Origin of the sequence: Flavobacterium sp. H4147, from assembly GCF_029360735.1 — a bacterium.
GTDB lineage: Bacteria > Bacteroidota > Bacteroidia > Flavobacteriales > Flavobacteriaceae > Flavobacterium > Flavobacterium endoglycinae.
Genome location: NZ_JARKNB010000001.1, coordinates 321,868 through 337,719, shown reverse-complemented (window position 1 = coordinate 337,719; position 15,852 = coordinate 321,868). Strand labels below are relative to the sequence as shown.

Below are 15,852 nucleotides of genomic sequence, written 5' to 3'. Positions count from 1 at the left end.
AACATTACTTTATTCGATGATTTTTAACCAAACGTTATTTCTTTAAAATTGTTGTCCAATAATAAAGTGAGTTTCCCAACCATTTGCTTTATTAGTAACAGATCCTGGCAATGCGTCGAAACCGTAACCAAAATCAATACCTAATAATCCAAATGCAGGCATGAAAACACGTAAACCAAGACCAGCAGAACGATTCAAGTCAAACGGATTATAATCTCTAAATGTCGGATAAGAAGAACCTGCTTCTAAAAATGTTAAGGCGTATATAGATGCTGATGATTTTAATGTAATTGGATAACGTAATTCCATTGAGAATTTATTATAAATCGTTGCTCCAATCTGTTGTCCGTATCTAGAACTAGTTCTGTCTTCGATAATTGGGGTTAACGAGTTATTAGGATATCCTCTTAATTGTATTGTTTCTCTACCATCCATAGAGTAGTTTGCCATACCGTCTCCTCCTAAGTAGAAACGCTCAAATGGAACAACTCCTCTTGATTGATCATAAGCTCCTAAGAAACCAAATTCTGTTAAGGTTCTTAAAACTAATTTACCATAAATCTTAGTATACCAGTCTGCTTTGAATTTAACTTTATAATATTCTAACCAATTGTATTTTTTCTGATCGACTTTTGCAACATCAGTATCAGCACTTTTATAGTCTGATCCAACACTTACAGTTCCAGATGTTCCGTTGATGGTTTCAGTTTTTGTATAATCACCAGGATTTATAGCCTGACCATCTGCACCTGTAGTGGTTGTTGTACCTGTATATTGTGTTTTGTATTCTTTTTGGTTTTGTAAATCACCATAATTAATACCATTAAATAAAGAGTACGGAGGTGTTACTTTTGCTGATAAACTGAACTCCGAACCATAAGTCGGGAATATTGGGTTAACCCCTTTATTACTTCTTGAAATTCCTATTGTATACGCAAGGTTTCGTGAAGCTCCATTACCAAAGGTAAACAATCCTGTGTAATAATTATTCAAATCATAATGCTGATAACTAACAGATTGTGAAAGAACGAAATAATCATCAGGTACAGTTAAACGTTTTGCTAAACCAACTTGGACTGTAAAAATATTAAAACTTTGGCTTCTATCAACAGTTCTTGTAATATAATTGTTGTTAAATTGTTTACTGTATGATATTGAAGAACTAAATTGTACTGGTTTTTTGCCTCCAAACCATGGTTCTGAGAATGATAAACTGTAGGTTTGGAAATATGTACTTCCTTGTAAACGAAGTGCTACTTTTTGTCCATCTCCCATCGGAAGCGGTTTATAGGCTTCTTTATCAAATAATTTTCTTGCCGAAAAGTTGTTGAAAGAAAGTCCCAACGTACCGATGAAACCTCCACCGCCGTAACCACCTTGTAACTCAACTTGGCTTGATCCTTTTTCTACTAATTGATATTCAATGTCAACTGTTCCTGCAGCAGGATCAACGTTTCTAAACTCAGGTTTAATAGATTCAGGATCGAAGAAACCTAATTGTCCAATCTCACGAATAGTTCTTACTAATTCTTCTTTACTGTATTTGTTTCCTGGTTTAGTTCTTAACTCACGGTAAATTACATGGTCATTTGTTTTGTCGTTTCCAGTAACATAGATTTTGTTGAAATAGGCAATAGGACCTTCTGTGATTCTAATTTCAAAATCGATTGTATCGTTTACCGTTTTTACCTCTACAGCGTTAATTTTAGAGAATAAATAACCGTTGTTTTGGTATAAGTTCGTGATGTCTTCACCATCAGGTTTTGAGTTATCAGCGATTCTTTTTTCAAGTAAAACGCCATTATAAGTTTCTCCTTTTTTGATTCCTAAATAACGGTTTAACTGTTGGTCTGAATATACTGTATTTCCTAAAAATTTAATATTTCCAAAGTAGTATTTGTTTCCTTCTTCTACATTAATTTTAATAGCAAGCATGTTCTTCTGTTTGTTGTAAGTAACAGAGTCATAGATGATACGTGCATCGCGATATCCTTTTTCTTTATAAGCTGCGATAACTTTTTCTAAGTCAGTTTTATACTTTTCTGGAATGAATTTAGAAGATTTAAATACACGTAAAATATTTTTCTGCTTCGTGTCTTTCATGGCAGATCTTAACTGACTGTCGCTGAGTTGTTCGTTTCCTGTAAAGTCAATTTTACTGATTTTTACTTTGTCGCCTTTATCAACTCGTACAAGCATATTTACCTGATGCCCAGATGTGCTGTCAGGAGTGGTTGTAATAGTTACTTTGGTATTGTAAAAACCGTCTTTTTTATATTTGTTTTCGATGTAATTTTTAGTCGTTGTAATTAAGTTTTCGTTGACAATTTTGTTTTTAGTCAGGTTGTTATCCTTAATAAGTCCTTCAATTTTACTCTTCTTAACGCCCGTTATTTTAACGTCGTTTAATTTTGGAAGTTCAACAATATTTAAATCTAAATAAATACTGTCATTTTCTACCTTATTTATATAGAAAGCAATCTCGTCGAAAAGACCAAGCTTTCCTAATTTTTTAATTGCACCACTGATTTCTTCGCCCGGAACGGTTATTTCCTGTCCTTTTTGAAGACCAGAAAAGGTAACGACAGTTTGTTCATTGAAGCTTATTTTACCAACAACAGAAACTTTAGCCAGAATGTATCTTTTTCCTTGATCAAAAGGAACTCTTTCCTGAGCTTTAACTTGTGAAAAACTACCCAATAGTAATAGGGTACAGATTATTTGCGGTATTCTTTTTTGTAACACTAAAAGTTTATTTAATTTGTTCACTGGTTTTTCCAAATCTACGTTCTCTTTTTTGATAACTAATAATAGCCTCATATAAATCTTCGTCTTTAAAGTCTGGCCACAAGACATTCGTAAAATACAATTCAGCATAGGCGATTTGCCACAGCAGAAAATTACTTATTCTATGTTCTCCACTTGTTCGTATTAATAAATCTACGTCAGGTAAATTTTGCGTGTAAAGATGCTCATTTATAATTGAATCGTCAATAGTGTCTATTGAAATTATATTATTTTTAACTTTATCACTAATCTGTCTGACAGCATTTACTAATTCCTCTCTTGATCCATAGCTTAAAGCGAGAGTTAACGTAAGTCTGGTATTGTTTTTAGTTTTGTCAATTACGTCTAAAAGTTCCTTTTGAGCGTTTTTTGGTAATTTGTCAAGATTCCCAATTGCATTAAGTCTGATATTGTTTTCCTGCAAGGTTACCAGTTCTTTTTTTAAGGAATTGATTAAGATTTTCATTAAGGCCTCGACTTCCATTTTAGGGCGGTTCCAGTTCTCTGTTGAAAAAGCGTAAAGAGTTAGGTACTCAATACCTAATTTAGCACAAGTTGTGATTGTTTTTTTTACAGATTTTGTTCCGTTTTCATGTCCAAAGGCTCTTAAAAAGCCTTGTTGTTTGGCCCATCGTCCATTTCCGTCCATAATTATGGCCAGATGTTTAGGTAAGTTTGAGTGGTCTATCGAGTCTATTAAATTCATTTTTATTATTGTGCGCAATAGCAGGGTTTTTGTCCAAAGGTATACGTTACGGTAATACCTGAAAAGACATACCAGTCATTATTGTTTAAATTTCCAAATTTTTTGATGCTTGTATTGCTGGTGCTGGGATTACTTCCGTCAATATTGTCTGTAAAAGTATATCTTGCTCCAACTTCGGCTCCTAAAACCAGGTTAGGGAATACATTAGATTTTACACCCAGTGTCATAGGTATCGCAAAGGAATTCGAATTAATTTTATGCGTGACATTTGGGGTATCAATATAACGGTATAAACCGTCATAAATAAAAAAGCTTACACCTGAATATATATAAGGTGTAACTTTTGTATGATAATCATGAAGATTGAAATCGAAAAAATTGAATTCTAAACCTGCAGAAAATTCTTTTACATCATTGTCAAAGCGATATCCTCTTTGGCTTCTGCCTGTTTCATCAGAATCTAAATCGTTTCCTGTAATGGTTGACTGCATGTAGGATAAACGGTAAGAATGTCTCGGACTTTTATTCCACTTATACAAAACGCCTAAAGTAAGCTTTTGAGGATTAATGTAAGTTGTGCTTCCAACGTCTCCAACAAAGTTGCTTCCACCAATAAAAACACCAAGCTCATTTATTTGAGCATTTAGTGTAATAAAAGGGAAAAAACATAACAATAAATTAAAAATTTTCTTCATTTAATTCAAAATTGCGTGCAAATATAATAATTATCGATACGAATCAACGTTCCTTTGATTAAATGTGCTTTTTTTTCAATTTATGATGTGATTTAGAGACATTTAATGATGATTCAATACAAGCAGAACGAGAAAATGTGGTATTATCGTATAGGAGGAAACAATAAATGCGCTTAATTTCTTTTGTCTTCTCCCCAAAGCAGTTTGTTTCTCAGTGTTTTTAAGAAAGTTTCGCCCGGAATTTCAACCATTTTAATTTTATAGTCGGTTTTTTTGATTTTGAGAATAGATTCATTCTTTACAGAAGAAATCCTTGAATCTAAAGAAACTAAATACTGGTCTTCTCGTCCTGTGACACGAAGAGTAATTTCGGTGTCGTCAGGGATAACCAGTGGTCTGGCGGTTAAGTTATGAGGTGCAATTGGAGTGATTACTAAGCTTTTTACATCCGGAGTTAAAATCGGTCCGCCACAGCTTAGAGAGTAACCAGTAGAACCAGTAGGCGTAGAAATAATAAGGCCGTCGGCCCAATATGAATTTAAATATTCATTGTTTAAATAGGTTTCAACAGTAATCATCGAGGTTGTGTCTTTACGGCTCACGGTAACCTCGTTCATGGCAAAATTAAGTTCTTTAAAAGCTTCATTATCTGGTTCAGAAGTCAGTCCCAGTAAAGTTCTTTCCGAAGTGGTATAATTTTGATCAATTACATACTGAAGTAAACTATCAATGTTTTCTTTTTGTACTTTGGCTAGAAATCCCAATCTTCCAGCGTTAATTCCTAATAATGGAACGCCTGAATTACGGACTAAAGCTGCGGCTCTTAAAATTGTTCCGTCGCCGCCAATACTAATTACCATCTCAAAACTATTATCTAAAATGGTACTTGGTGAAAACGTCTTATATTCTTTTTTTATAAGCTGTTTTTCATAGAGCATTTTCAGAAAATTTTCTTCTATTATAATTTCAACATTGTTGGCGTTGAAAAAAGAAAAAATATCTTTAATGATCGGCTCTGTACTGTTTTGATAATATTGTCCGTAAATGGCTATTTTCATTCTTTGCTAAATTAGAGAATTTGTCAATGTGTCAATTAGATAATTGGGAAATGCGAAAATTATCTAATTAACTAATTTTCTCATTGGCACATTCATAATTTATATATTAAGGTATTTGTCTAAATAATCAGACCTTTCTTTTAAACTGTTAATATAAGTGTCTTCCTGATGCTCTGAGATGATTTCGTAACCATATCGTCGGAACGTTTGAATTATTTCGTTGATGGCTCCCAAACCAATTTTTACTGTAATTTGGACATTTTCCAAATCAGCTTCGGAAATAAAACAGCCTAACACTTTTCCATTATTGCTCTCTACAATCTGTGTAATTTCACTCATCGAATAATCCAAAAGACCTTTTTGAACGATAATAATACCGCCTTGTTCTTTTAAAAATGGCGTTTCCTGAAAGAAATTCATGATGTCTTCCATTTCATAATACCCTATATAGGTATTATTTTCGTCAAGAATAGGGATTACGTTTGTGTGATTTTTGGCGAAGATTTCTAAGACATCCAGCCAGATCATTGATTTTCTGGCAAAAAAACGTTCTAAAGTATATTTGTAATCAATCGCTTTTTTGTCACTGTCAAAAGTGTCGATATCATCAGAAGAGATACTTCCAATGAAAACCCCGTCTTCTAAAATAGGGAAATGAGAAAAATTTACATCGATAAAAAAGTCTTGAATCGAGGCTATCGTTTCCTGACTATCAATCGCTCTGAAATCATTTGTGATATAGTTTGTAATTTCTGTCATAAATCAATTGAAGATATTTGATGCAAAATAATCAAAAAATACCAAAAACTGCTCTGTTTTACTTTGTATTTTTGCTGTAACAAATATAGTGTTACTAGAATTAATTATCTATTTATATGACAAAGTTAAGTGTAAATATCAATAAAATTGCAACGCTTCGAAATGCACGAGGCGGAAATGTTCCTGATTTATTAAAAGTAGCTGTCGATATTCAGCGATTTGGCGGACAAGGAATCACGATTCACCCGCGCCCAGACGAGCGTCATATCCGCTATCAGGATGCACGTGATTTAAAAGCAATTGTAACAACAGAATATAATATTGAAGGAAATCCGCAGCATAATTTTATTGATTTGGTTTTAGAATGTAAACCAGATCAAGTTACATTGGTTCCAGATGCCATTGGTGCCATTACTTCTTCTGCGGGCTGGGATACCATTAAAAATCAAGAATACTTAACCGAAGTAATTCATGAATTTCAAAAAAACGGAATCAGAACTTCAATTTTTGTTGATCCGATTCTAGAAATGATCGAAGGTGCTAAAAAAACAGGAACAGATAGAATCGAATTGTATACAGAATCTTTTGCACATCAATATAGTTTAGGAAACGAAAGAGGAATTGATCCGTATGTCGAAGCAGCTAAATTGGCAAACGAATTAGGTTTGGGAATCAATGCAGGACATGATTTGAGTTTAGATAATATCAAATTTTTTAAAGATAATATTCCAGGGTTATTAGAAGTTTCTATCGGCCATGCTTTAATTTCAGAAGCACTTTATCTTGGTTTGGATAATACGGTAAATATGTATCTTAATAAATTAAAGTAATTCTTTAAAGTAAAAAACAAAAAAATATGCTTTACTCAAAAATAGAAGGCGAAGGAAAACCATTTATAATCATGCATGGGTTTCTGGGAATGTCAGATAACTGGAAAACGCTTGCCGGACAATATGTAGAAGCCGGATTTCAAGTTCATATTTTAGATTTAAGAAACCACGGGCGCAGTTTTCATTCAGATGAATGGAGTTACGAAGCAATGGTTCAAGATGTGTTTGAATACTGCCAAGCTAATAATTTAACCCGAGTTGATATTCTTGGGCATTCAATGGGTGGAAAAGTGGCCATGCTTTTTGCGACAACGCATCCTGAAATTGTAGATAAATTAATTGTGGCAGATATTGGTCCGAAATTCTATAAACAACATCATCAGGATATTTTAGCGGGATTAAATGCAGTTGACTTTTCGGTAAAACCAAGCCGAAATGACGTAGAAGAAATCGTATCGCAATATGTTTCTGATGTTGGAACACGTCAGTTTCTGTTGAAAAATCTATATTGGAAAGAACCGGGACAATTGGCGTTTAGATTTAATCTGAAAGCTTTTAATAATAATCTTGATGCAATTGGAAAACCTTTAGCAGATGGATTAGTGTTTGATAAACCAACATTATTTATAAGAGGAGGAAACTCAGGATACATTCAAGATGCCGATGTTGATGCAATTCGCCAGCACTTTCCAAAATTACAGTTAGAGACCATTCCAAATGCAGGACATTGGCTTCATGCCGAAAATCCTAAAATGTTTTTTGAACTAACAGCGGCATTTTTAAAAGAGTAATAATAGATTTTAAAGCTTTGATTATAAAGTTTAATGCGATTTTTTTAAATGTTTAAATTTTAATGGGTGTTAATCTTGTAATCTGTGGTAAAAAAAAGTACTTTTAAATAAATTTAAACCCTGAGAAACTATGAAATTATTACTTAGACTTCTTGTTACTGCCGCTTTGGTTTTGTTATTGTCCAATCTGCTAACGGGAGTTCACGTTGCAAGTTTTGGTACAGCTGTAATTGTTGCAGTGGTTTTAGGATTACTGAATGTTTTTATAAAACCTATTCTGGTCGTATTAACACTTCCCGTAACAGTTATAACACTTGGGTTGTTTTTACTCATCATTAACGCTGTGATTATTTTATTGTGTACAAACATTGTGGGCGGTTTTGCAGTCGATTCGTTCTGGACAGCATTAATATTCAGTATTATTTTATCTATACTGCAGTCTATTACCTATAAAATATTAGGAGACGATAAATAATTAAATTTGAAAGCAGATTAAAACTGCTTCAAATACAATAAATTAAAAACTTGGCTGGGTTGCAAAAATTTTATAATTTTGCAACCCAATTTTATTATGTAAATTAAAGAAGAAGATGGATATTAAAAGAGTAGCAATAGACGCTGTAAACGAGACGATTGTTATGAACGTTGTTCATATGGATTATAAAGGTCAAGTAGCAAAAAGAATTAACGAAAAAATGCCTTTAGCGCAAGTAAAAGGATTTAGAAAAGGACAAGTGCCTAAAGATCTTGTTGAAAAACAATACGGAAAAGCTATTAAGCAAGAAGAGATCAAAAAAGTAGTTGATTTGGCTTTAGAGCGTTATATTCAATCTGAAAGATTAAATCTTTTAGGAACTCCGCTTCCAAAAGTAAATGAAGATTTTAACTGGGATGCCGAAGAATTAACTTTTGAATATGAAATTGGTTTAGTGCCAAACTTCGAAATTGATTTAGAAGCAAAAAACAATATCGTAAAATATATCGTTACGGCTGATGATAAATTAATCGACGGACAAGTTGAGCGTATTCAAAAACAATTTGGAAAAGCTATTCCTCAAGAAGTATCTGACGCAAACTCTGATTTAACTGGAACTTTCTCAAGCGAAGCAAACGGAATCAACAATACTACTACAATTTCAGTTGGAGCTTTCAGTAAAAAAGCTGGAAAACAATTTGTAGGTAAAAAAGTTGGAGATGTGGTTACAGTAAGCACAAAAGGTTTATTTGATGACGATCACCAATTAATGGATTACTTAAAAGTAGGTCACGAAGGCGTTCACGGTTTAGATGTTGAAGTAAACTTTACTATCGAAGCAATTAACGGTTCTGAACCAGCTGAATTAAATCAAGAGTTATTCGACAAACTTTTTGGTGAAGGAAAAGTAGCTTCTTTAGAAGATTTAAAAGCTAAAATTAAAGAAGATGCTGAAGCTCAATTTGCACAGCAAGCTGACCAAAAATTATTATTAGATGTTCAAGATTTCTTAATCGAAAATACAAAATTCGATTTACCAGCTGAATTCTTAAAAAAATGGTTACAAACTGTTGGTGAGAAAAAATTAACTGCAGAAGAAGCTGAAGTTGAATACGCAAGATCTGAAAAAGGTTTACGTTTTCAATTAATCGAAGGAAAAGCTTTAGCTCAAAGCAATATCCAAATTACATTTGAAGATTTGAAAGAGTTTACATCAAACGTTATCAGACAACAAATGGCTCAATTTGGTCAAACAAATCCAACTGACGAAGAAGTTCAAGGAATTGTGGCTAGAGTATTATCTAACCAAGATGAAGTAAAAAGACTTTCTGAGCAAGTTGTAGCAGCTAAATTATTAGATATCTTCAAAGAAAAAGCAAACCCAACAACAAAAGAGGTTACTTACGATGAATTTATTGCTGCTTCTTACGGAGAATAATTTCTGAAAAATAATTATATTTGAGCGTCGGCAGTTTTCTGCCGACGCTTTTTTTGTTTTAATTTTTGTAGAATGTAATATTCCAAAGTTTTTAAAGCTTTGAACCTTAAAATAAGACATAATGACACTCTTCATAAAAAGGTATGACCTTTGTGGAGATAAAAAATTATACACCAATAAAACGTAAAACAAATACATATGAACTACGGTAAAGAATTTAAAAATTATGCTACAAAGCACCACGGAGTAAATGCCATGTATTATGACAAAATCATCAGCGCTATGACGCCGACGAATTTAACTCCAAATATTATTGAAGAACGCCAGTTAAATGTTTCTATCCTTGACGTTTTCTCAAGATTAATGATGGACAGAATCATTTTTTTAGGAACTGGTATCGATGACCAGATTGCAAATGTTGTACAAGCGCAGTTATTATTCTTAGAAAGTGCAGATGCATCAAAAGATATCCAGATTTATTTAAACTCTCCAGGAGGAAGCGTTTATGCAGGTTTAGGAATTTATGATACCATGCAATTCATCAAACCAGACGTAGCGACAATCTGTACAGGAATGGCAGCTTCTATGGGAGCAGTATTATTATGTGCAGGAGCAGCAGGAAAACGTTCTGCATTACCACATTCACGTGTAATGATTCACCAGCCATCAGGAGGAGCACAAGGTGTTGCTACAGATATGGAAATCAACCTACGTGAAATGTTGAAACTAAAAGACGAATTGTACCATATTATTTCTCAGCATTCAGGACAATCTTTCGAAAGAGTTCATAAAGACAGTGAGCGTGACTACTGGATGATTGCTGATGAAGCAAAAGAATATGGTATGATCGATGAAGTATTAAGAAGAGGATAATTCTTAAACATAAAGTTTGTTTCAGATTTAAAGTTGTTTAATTAACTTGAAACCTGAAACTTGAAACAAAAAAATAAAAAATATTAAGCTGTAAAGAGTTAAGTTTTAAAGTTTTAGTTTAGAAAAGCTTAGAAACTTAGTATCTTTGCGGCTTAGTAACTTAAATAAAGAATGGCAAAAGTAGTATTAGAATGTTCGTTTTGTGGAAGAAAAAAGCCAGAAACTAATTTATTAATTGCCGGCATTAATGCACATATCTGTGATAAGTGTATTGAGCAGGCGCACGGAATTGTACTAGAAGAATTAAAGTCCAGCGGAAGTGCGAAATTGGTTGGTGATTTAATTTTAAAGAAACCAAAAGAAATCAGATCTTTCTTGGATCAATACGTTATTGGTCAAGACCAGACCAAAAAAGTAATGTCAGTTGCGGTTTACAATCACTACAAACGTTTAATGCAGCAGCAATTAGATGATGAAGTAGAAATTGAAAAAAGCAACATCATTATGGTTGGTCAGACCGGAACAGGAAAAACATTGGTTGCGAAAACAATCGCTAAAATGTTAGACGTTCCTTTGGCTATTGTTGATGCAACTGTATTAACAGAAGCAGGTTACGTGGGAGAAGATGTAGAAAGCATCCTAACCCGTTTATTACAAGCAGCAGATTACGATGTAACCAAAGCTGAAAGAGGAATCGTATTTATTGATGAAATTGATAAAATTGCCCGTAAGAGCGATAATCCATCAATTACACGTGACGTTTCTGGTGAAGGAGTACAGCAGGCACTTCTTAAATTATTAGAAGGAACTGTGGTAAACGTACCTCCAAAAGGCGGACGTAAACACCCAGACCAGAAGTTTGTTGAAGTTAACACACAAAACATCCTGTTTATTGCAGGAGGAGCTTTTGATGGAGTAGAACGTATTATTTCTAAACGTTTAAACCGTCAGGCAGTAGGGTATTCAACTTCTAAAAATGTAGATAATATTGACAAAAATAATTTATTGCAATATATTGTTCCTAAAGATATCAAAGACTTTGGTTTGATCCCTGAAATTATTGGTCGTCTTCCGGTATTAACCCACATGGATCCTTTAGATAAAGAAACGCTTCGTGCTATTCTAACACAACCTAAAAATGCATTGGTAAAACAATACCAAAAATTATTCTTAATGGATGAGGTTGAATTTAGCATTACTGATGAAGCTTTGGATTTTATTGTCGATAAAGCTTTAGAATACAAATTAGGAGCTCGTGGATTACGTTCGTTATGTGAAGCCATCTTAACAGACGCTATGTACGAACTGCCAAGTTCTGATGACAAAGTACTGTCAATCGATAAAGATTATGCAGAACATACTTTAAGTAAAAATCTTTTGAAGCGTATGGAAATTGCTTCTTAATTTTTTAAAAGATATTGCTCTAAAACCTGTTCATTTCGAACAGGTTTTTTTATGCATTTTTTATAGTAAAGACGCACTGCTTGCTGTCATCTATACAAAAATGAATTTTACTATTGAACCCTAAACTTCTCTCGATACTCAATAGGCTTCATACCAACCATTTTATAAAACACTTTTCTAAAAGCTTTTGGATCGTTGTAACCCGTTTTTTCGATAATTTCTGAAATAGAAAGCTGGGTTTGTTCCAAATATTTCTTAGAACTTTCAACTCGAATATTTTGCAGATATTCAATGGGCGGAATTCCCGTAACTTGTTTAAATCGGCGAGTCATGTTTCGAGTGCTGGTTGGAATATCTTTTGTGATTTCTTCCAATTTCTCTATAGAATGATATTGGCTTTCGATTTTTTGCTGCAGCATTGCCACCAAAGTATCATTGTGCAAATGATTCGGTCTAAAAGTACTGAAATAACTCTGTTTATAACGATTTAAATCAATTGAAAAAATCTTCGCAATCTGCACGGCAATTTCATTACCACAATATTTTTGAACCAATAAAATTAGTAAATGAAAAGTTGAAGTCGAACCTCCGCTCGTATATAAACTTCCATCAGCAGTTAATGTTTCTTCAGGTTTTAACTTCACAAGAGGAAAAGCTTTCGTAAAAGCACTGCAAGCATCAACATGAGTGGTTGCCAGTTTTTCATTTAATAATCCTGATGCAGCAAATAAAAAAGCTCCTGTACAAAAACTGGCCAGTTCGGCGCCATTTTGATGTTGTTTCTTCAGCCACGGAATAAATTTTTTATTCTTAGCAATCATTTCGCTCATATTATCTGTAGTAAAAGCTGGAATCAAAATAAGATCTAAGGCAATATCAGAATCTTCAATTGCGTTGGATTTATAACCAAAAGAAGTTTCCTGAGTAATTTGTTCAGTTAGCTGAAAAATCATGATATCAAATGTTTTTTCGGCTTTAGAACTCAATTTATTAGCTGTTTCAAATACTTCTAAAATGGCGGCAACACTCAGTAATTTATAGTCGTGAGGTATGATTAATCCTAACTTAGTGCTCATAATTTGTGGTTTTTTGGAAATTAACTTCAAACACAAAAGTAGGTAAAATTGTCTTAAATGCCCCTAAAGTTGACTTTTATTAGCACATCAGACAATTCTTAATATTTTAAATTTGCTATAAATAATTTGTAATTTTATATAATATGGACACAAAAATTTTCTTAAATCTTCCCGTAAAAGATTTAAATCGAGCGATATCCTTTTTTAATGATCTTGGTTTTCCAACCAATCCAAAATTTACAAATGAACAAGGAGCTTGTATCGTTATTAGTGAAAATATCAATGTAATGATTTTGGTTGAAGAGTTTTATTTAACTTTTACCAAGAAGCAAATTTGTGATGCCGCTAAAGCGAGCGAAGTGCTTATTTCGATTTCATTGGATTCTCGTGAAAAAGTAGATGAAATGCTGGAAAAAGCGGTTAAAGCCGGCGGAACAGATTATATTCCTGCAAAAGATTATGGATGGATGTACCAAAGAACTTTTCTGGATGTAGACGGACATCATTGGGAAGTTTTCTTTATGGATGAAAGCCAGATTCCGAATCAAATGTAAGGTATGATTAAAGTTCAAAATACAATCGATTCATCAATAGAGAAAGTCTGGAATTTGTGGACGTCTCCTGAACATATTCAAAAATGGAATTATGCTTTTGAAGAATGGTATACGCCTTACGCCGAAAATGATTTGCAGGTAAATGGTAAATTTAAATATGAAATGGGCACAAAGGATAAAAGTGAAGGATTTGATTTTGAAGGGATATATACGAAACTAGAAAAATTTCGATTGATAGAATATAAGCTATTGGATAACAGAACAGGAGCTATTTATTTTGAAGAAATTGGCAGCAAAGTCAAACTTACAGAAGTATTTGAACCTACAAAAGAAGATTCTGAAAGTATGCAGAAACAATGGTGTCAAAACGTAATTGATAACTTTAAAAAATACGTTGAAAGTATTTAAAACAATAAAAATCTAAAATATAATGCATTATGATAACAATAAAAAACACTGTTAACGCATCGCTTGATAAAGTTTGGAATTTCTGGAATACTCCTGAACACATTACAAAATGGAGTTTTGCTTCGCCAGACTGGCACACGCCTTATGCTGAAGCCGATTTAAGAGAAGGCGGAAAATTTAAATCGACAATGGCAGCGAAAGACGGCAGTATGAGTTTCGATTTTGAAGGTGAATTTACTTTAGTTAAACCAAATGAAGCACTTTCGTATGTGATGGGGGATGGCCGAAAAGTTGAAATTACGTTTACGCAGACTCCGGAAGGTGTTGAAATTATTGAAAGTTTCGAACCTGAAACACAAAATTCAGAAGAAATGCAGCGTGCTGGATGGCAGGCTATTTTGGATAATTTTAAAAATTATATTGAAGCAAATTAACGTTCAAAGTATAGATTCACAAAGGCTTAAAGGTTATAAATAAACTCAAAATAACTTACATTACTATATGGTTTAAAAAAAAAATAATTATCTAACAAAAAAAAACAAAAAACAATGACAAAACAAATTTGGTTAAATCTGCCAGTCAAAAACGTGGCAAGAGCAAAAGATTTTTTCTGGAAAATAGGTTTCTCATTCAATGAACAGCACGACACACCAAATTCGACCTGTATGGTTGTTGGAGAAAATCATTTTGTAGTAATGCTTTTTGAGGAAATTCTTTTTTCTGGTTTTTCTCAAAATTCTATTACTGATACAAAATCAAGTTCAGAAATATTGATTTCTATCGATGCCGAAAGCAAAGAGGAAGTAGATGAACTGGCCAAAAAAGTAGAAGAAGCCGGTGGAACTCTTTTTGCTCAGCCTGCCGAAAGTCAGGGCTGGATGTATGGTTTTGGTTTTGCCGATTTAGACGGTCATCGTTGGAATGTTTTATTCATGGATTTCAGTAAACTTTCTTAATTATGGAAACATTAGAATTTACAGTACAAATCAAAGCTAATCCAGACAAAGTCTGGAAAGTTTTATGGGAAGACGAAACGTATAAAAAATGGACAAGTGTATTTTGCGAAGGTTCATATACAGTAAGCGATTGGAACGAAGGTGACAAAATACATTTTATGTCGCCAAACGGAGAAGGAATGAATAGTATTATTGAAAAGAAAATTCCAAACGAATATATGGCTTTTAAGCATATAGGTGAAATAAAAGATTTTAAGGAGCAGCCTCTTGATGAAGAAACAAAAAAGTGGAGCGGCGCAATGGAAACTTATCGGTTAATTCCAAATGGAGAATTTACAGATTTAGTAGCTAAGGTCGATGCCGGCGAGAAATTTGTCGATTATTTTAAAGATGTCTTTCCTAAAGGTCTTGAAGTAGTAAAGCAATTATCCGAGGAAAATTAGACGAATTTTAGCATTCACAATTCATAATTTACAATTAACAATTAAAAAAATATCATGGCAGCAATAAACCCATACTTAATGTTTAATGGAACGTGCGAAGAGGCGTTTCTATTTTATAAATCAGTTTTTGGCGGCGAATTTCCATATATTGGAAAATATAAAGATGCTCCAGCAGAAGAAGGAGAAGTACTTTCTGAAGAAGCATTGAATCGAATCATGCACGTATCACTTCCAATTGGGAATACCATTTTAATGGGAAGCGATTCACATCCAAGATATGGAGATGTAGGTTTTGGCGATAACTTCTCCATTTCTATCAATACAGAAAGCACTGAAGAAGCAGATCGCATTTTTAATGGACTTTCAGCTGGAGGAAAAGTGGAAATGCCAATGAATAAAACATTTTGGGGAGCCTATTTTGGAATGTTCAAAGACAAATTCGGCGTTAACTGGATGGTAAATTTCGATGAAAATGAAGGAAATAAATAACTAAAAAGTTATGTTATTTTAATAATAAAACAGAATTGTTAAATTACTTGAAAAAGCGCATGAATATGCGCTTTTTCTTTGCAAAAAAAACAAGGATTATTCTTTTTTAT

At 33.3% G+C, this 15,852-nt stretch carries 18 protein-coding genes; 12 read left to right on the top strand and 6 right to left on the bottom strand.

The window, feature by feature from the left end:
• Window positions 1-42: 42 nt before the first annotated feature.
• From P2W75_RS01510 to P2W75_RS01490, 5 genes are all read right to left on the bottom strand, one after another.
• Window positions 43-2,820 carry an outer membrane protein assembly factor gene (locus P2W75_RS01510; RefSeq protein WP_207297727.1) on the bottom strand — a complete coding sequence of 926 codons (2,778 nt, stop codon included), beginning with the start codon at window positions 2,818-2,820 and terminating at the stop codon, window positions 43-45.
• Window positions 2,753-3,493, bottom strand: coding sequence for an isoprenyl transferase (locus P2W75_RS01505; protein WP_207297726.1), 741 nt, complete (start codon window positions 3,491-3,493; stop codon window positions 2,753-2,755). The genes P2W75_RS01510 and P2W75_RS01505 overlap by 68 nt, the downstream gene beginning before the upstream one ends.
• A 5-nt stretch (window positions 3,494-3,498) precedes the next feature.
• Window positions 3,499-4,188 carry a DUF6089 family protein gene (locus tag P2W75_RS01500; protein ID WP_207297725.1) on the bottom strand — a complete coding sequence of 230 codons (690 nt, stop codon included), beginning with the start codon at window positions 4,186-4,188 and terminating at the stop codon, window positions 3,499-3,501.
• Between the two features lie 173 nt (window positions 4,189-4,361).
• A complete protein-coding gene (locus P2W75_RS01495) occupies window positions 4,362-5,246 on the bottom strand; it encodes an NAD kinase (protein WP_276378640.1) in 885 nt (294 codons plus the stop codon).
• A 99-nt stretch (window positions 5,247-5,345) separates the two neighbouring features.
• Window positions 5,346-6,005, bottom strand: a complete 660-nt coding sequence (locus P2W75_RS01490; protein WP_207297723.1) for a CBS domain-containing protein — start codon at window positions 6,003-6,005, stop codon at window positions 5,346-5,348.
• Between the two features lie 116 nt (window positions 6,006-6,121).
• Here P2W75_RS01490 and P2W75_RS01485 point away from each other — a divergent pair, with 116 nt between their 5' ends.
• The 6 genes from P2W75_RS01485 to clpX all read left to right on the top strand — a co-directional run bounded on the left by P2W75_RS01485 (window position 6,122) and on the right by clpX (window position 11,816).
• Window positions 6,122-6,835: a pyridoxine 5'-phosphate synthase gene (locus P2W75_RS01485; RefSeq protein ID WP_276378639.1), complete on the top strand. Its 714-nt coding sequence runs from the start codon at window positions 6,122-6,124 to the stop codon at window positions 6,833-6,835.
• A 26-nt stretch (window positions 6,836-6,861) separates the two neighbouring features.
• Window positions 6,862-7,626 (top strand): alpha/beta fold hydrolase, encoded by a 765-nt coding sequence (locus tag P2W75_RS01480; RefSeq protein ID WP_276378638.1) that lies wholly within the window; start codon window positions 6,862-6,864, stop codon window positions 7,624-7,626.
• Window positions 7,627-7,756: 130 nt separating this feature from the next.
• Window positions 7,757-8,101, top strand: coding sequence for a phage holin family protein (locus tag P2W75_RS01475; RefSeq protein WP_207297720.1), 345 nt, complete (start codon window positions 7,757-7,759; stop codon window positions 8,099-8,101).
• A gap of 115 nt (window positions 8,102-8,216) precedes the next feature.
• The gene (locus P2W75_RS01470; protein WP_276378637.1) at window positions 8,217-9,539 is read left to right on the top strand and encodes a trigger factor; all 1,323 of its coding nucleotides are present in this window, start codon (window positions 8,217-8,219) and stop codon (window positions 9,537-9,539) included.
• Window positions 9,540-9,737: 198 nt separating this feature from the next.
• Complete coding sequence (gene clpP / locus P2W75_RS01465) at window positions 9,738-10,412, top strand: ATP-dependent Clp endopeptidase proteolytic subunit ClpP (RefSeq protein WP_207297718.1); 675 nt, start codon at window positions 9,738-9,740, stop codon at window positions 10,410-10,412.
• Between the two features lie 171 nt (window positions 10,413-10,583).
• A complete protein-coding gene (gene clpX, locus P2W75_RS01460) occupies window positions 10,584-11,816 on the top strand; it encodes an ATP-dependent Clp protease ATP-binding subunit ClpX (RefSeq protein WP_207297717.1) in 1,233 nt (410 codons plus the stop codon).
• 110 nt (window positions 11,817-11,926) lie between these two features.
• Here clpX and P2W75_RS01455 read toward each other — a convergent pair whose 3' ends face one another.
• Window positions 11,927-12,892: a GlxA family transcriptional regulator gene (locus tag P2W75_RS01455; RefSeq protein WP_207297716.1), complete on the bottom strand. Its 966-nt coding sequence runs from the start codon at window positions 12,890-12,892 to the stop codon at window positions 11,927-11,929.
• Window positions 12,893-13,035: 143 nt separating this feature from the next.
• On the opposite strand from P2W75_RS01455, the gene P2W75_RS01450 reads away from it, so the two are divergent.
• The 6 genes from P2W75_RS01450 to P2W75_RS01425 all read left to right on the top strand — a co-directional run bounded on the left by P2W75_RS01450 (window position 13,036) and on the right by P2W75_RS01425 (window position 15,742).
• Complete coding sequence (locus P2W75_RS01450; RefSeq protein WP_207297715.1) at window positions 13,036-13,446, top strand: VOC family protein; 411 nt, start codon at window positions 13,036-13,038, stop codon at window positions 13,444-13,446.
• Window positions 13,447-13,449: 3 nt separating this feature from the next.
• On the top strand, window positions 13,450-13,854 hold the full coding sequence (locus tag P2W75_RS01445) for an SRPBCC domain-containing protein (RefSeq protein ID WP_207297714.1): 405 nt from the start codon (window positions 13,450-13,452) through the stop codon (window positions 13,852-13,854).
• A 29-nt stretch (window positions 13,855-13,883) separates the two neighbouring features.
• Window positions 13,884-14,288, top strand: coding sequence for an SRPBCC family protein (locus P2W75_RS01440; RefSeq protein ID WP_276378635.1), 405 nt, complete (start codon window positions 13,884-13,886; stop codon window positions 14,286-14,288).
• Window positions 14,289-14,402: 114 nt separating this feature from the next.
• Entirely contained in the window at window positions 14,403-14,810 is a 408-nt protein-coding gene (locus tag P2W75_RS01435) for a VOC family protein (protein ID WP_276378634.1), read from the top strand.
• 2 nt (window positions 14,811-14,812) lie between these two features.
• Window positions 14,813-15,253 (top strand): SRPBCC domain-containing protein, encoded by a 441-nt coding sequence (locus P2W75_RS01430; protein WP_276378633.1) that lies wholly within the window; start codon window positions 14,813-14,815, stop codon window positions 15,251-15,253.
• A gap of 54 nt (window positions 15,254-15,307) precedes the next feature.
• A complete protein-coding gene (locus P2W75_RS01425; protein WP_276378632.1) occupies window positions 15,308-15,742 on the top strand; it encodes a VOC family protein in 435 nt (144 codons plus the stop codon).
• Window positions 15,743-15,852: the final 110 nt, after the last annotated feature.

What these genes read in the sequence shown, in the direction of transcription:
- P2W75_RS01470 (WP_276378637.1), top strand. Translation starts at nt 8,217, where the DNA reads ATGGATATTAAAAGAGTAGCAATAGACGCTGTAAACGAGACGATTGTT.
- P2W75_RS01480 (WP_276378638.1), top strand. Translation starts at nt 6,862, where the DNA reads ATGCTTTACTCAAAAATAGAAGGCGAAGGAAAACCATTTATAATCATG.
- P2W75_RS01505 (WP_207297726.1), bottom strand. Translation starts at nt 3,493, where the DNA reads ATGAATTTAATAGACTCGATAGACCACTCAAACTTACCTAAACATCTG.
- P2W75_RS01475 (WP_207297720.1), top strand. Translation starts at nt 7,757, where the DNA reads ATGAAATTATTACTTAGACTTCTTGTTACTGCCGCTTTGGTTTTGTTA.
- clpP (WP_207297718.1), top strand. Translation starts at nt 9,738, where the DNA reads ATGAACTACGGTAAAGAATTTAAAAATTATGCTACAAAGCACCACGGA.
- P2W75_RS01425 (WP_276378632.1), top strand. Translation starts at nt 15,308, where the DNA reads ATGGCAGCAATAAACCCATACTTAATGTTTAATGGAACGTGCGAAGAG.
- P2W75_RS01500 (WP_207297725.1), bottom strand. Translation starts at nt 4,188, where the DNA reads ATGAAGAAAATTTTTAATTTATTGTTATGTTTTTTCCCTTTTATTACA.
- P2W75_RS01440 (WP_276378635.1), top strand. Translation starts at nt 13,884, where the DNA reads ATGATAACAATAAAAAACACTGTTAACGCATCGCTTGATAAAGTTTGG.
- P2W75_RS01435 (WP_276378634.1), top strand. Translation starts at nt 14,403, where the DNA reads ATGACAAAACAAATTTGGTTAAATCTGCCAGTCAAAAACGTGGCAAGA.
- clpX (WP_207297717.1), top strand. Translation starts at nt 10,584, where the DNA reads ATGGCAAAAGTAGTATTAGAATGTTCGTTTTGTGGAAGAAAAAAGCCA.
- P2W75_RS01445 (WP_207297714.1), top strand. Translation starts at nt 13,450, where the DNA reads ATGATTAAAGTTCAAAATACAATCGATTCATCAATAGAGAAAGTCTGG.
- P2W75_RS01485 (WP_276378639.1), top strand. Translation starts at nt 6,122, where the DNA reads ATGACAAAGTTAAGTGTAAATATCAATAAAATTGCAACGCTTCGAAAT.
- P2W75_RS01490 (WP_207297723.1), bottom strand. Translation starts at nt 6,005, where the DNA reads ATGACAGAAATTACAAACTATATCACAAATGATTTCAGAGCGATTGAT.
- P2W75_RS01510 (WP_207297727.1), bottom strand. Translation starts at nt 2,820, where the DNA reads ATGAGGCTATTATTAGTTATCAAAAAAGAGAACGTAGATTTGGAAAAA.
- P2W75_RS01495 (WP_276378640.1), bottom strand. Translation starts at nt 5,246, where the DNA reads ATGAAAATAGCCATTTACGGACAATATTATCAAAACAGTACAGAGCCG.
- P2W75_RS01455 (WP_207297716.1), bottom strand. Translation starts at nt 12,892, where the DNA reads ATGAGCACTAAGTTAGGATTAATCATACCTCACGACTATAAATTACTG.
- P2W75_RS01450 (WP_207297715.1), top strand. Translation starts at nt 13,036, where the DNA reads ATGGACACAAAAATTTTCTTAAATCTTCCCGTAAAAGATTTAAATCGA.
- P2W75_RS01430 (WP_276378633.1), top strand. Translation starts at nt 14,813, where the DNA reads ATGGAAACATTAGAATTTACAGTACAAATCAAAGCTAATCCAGACAAA.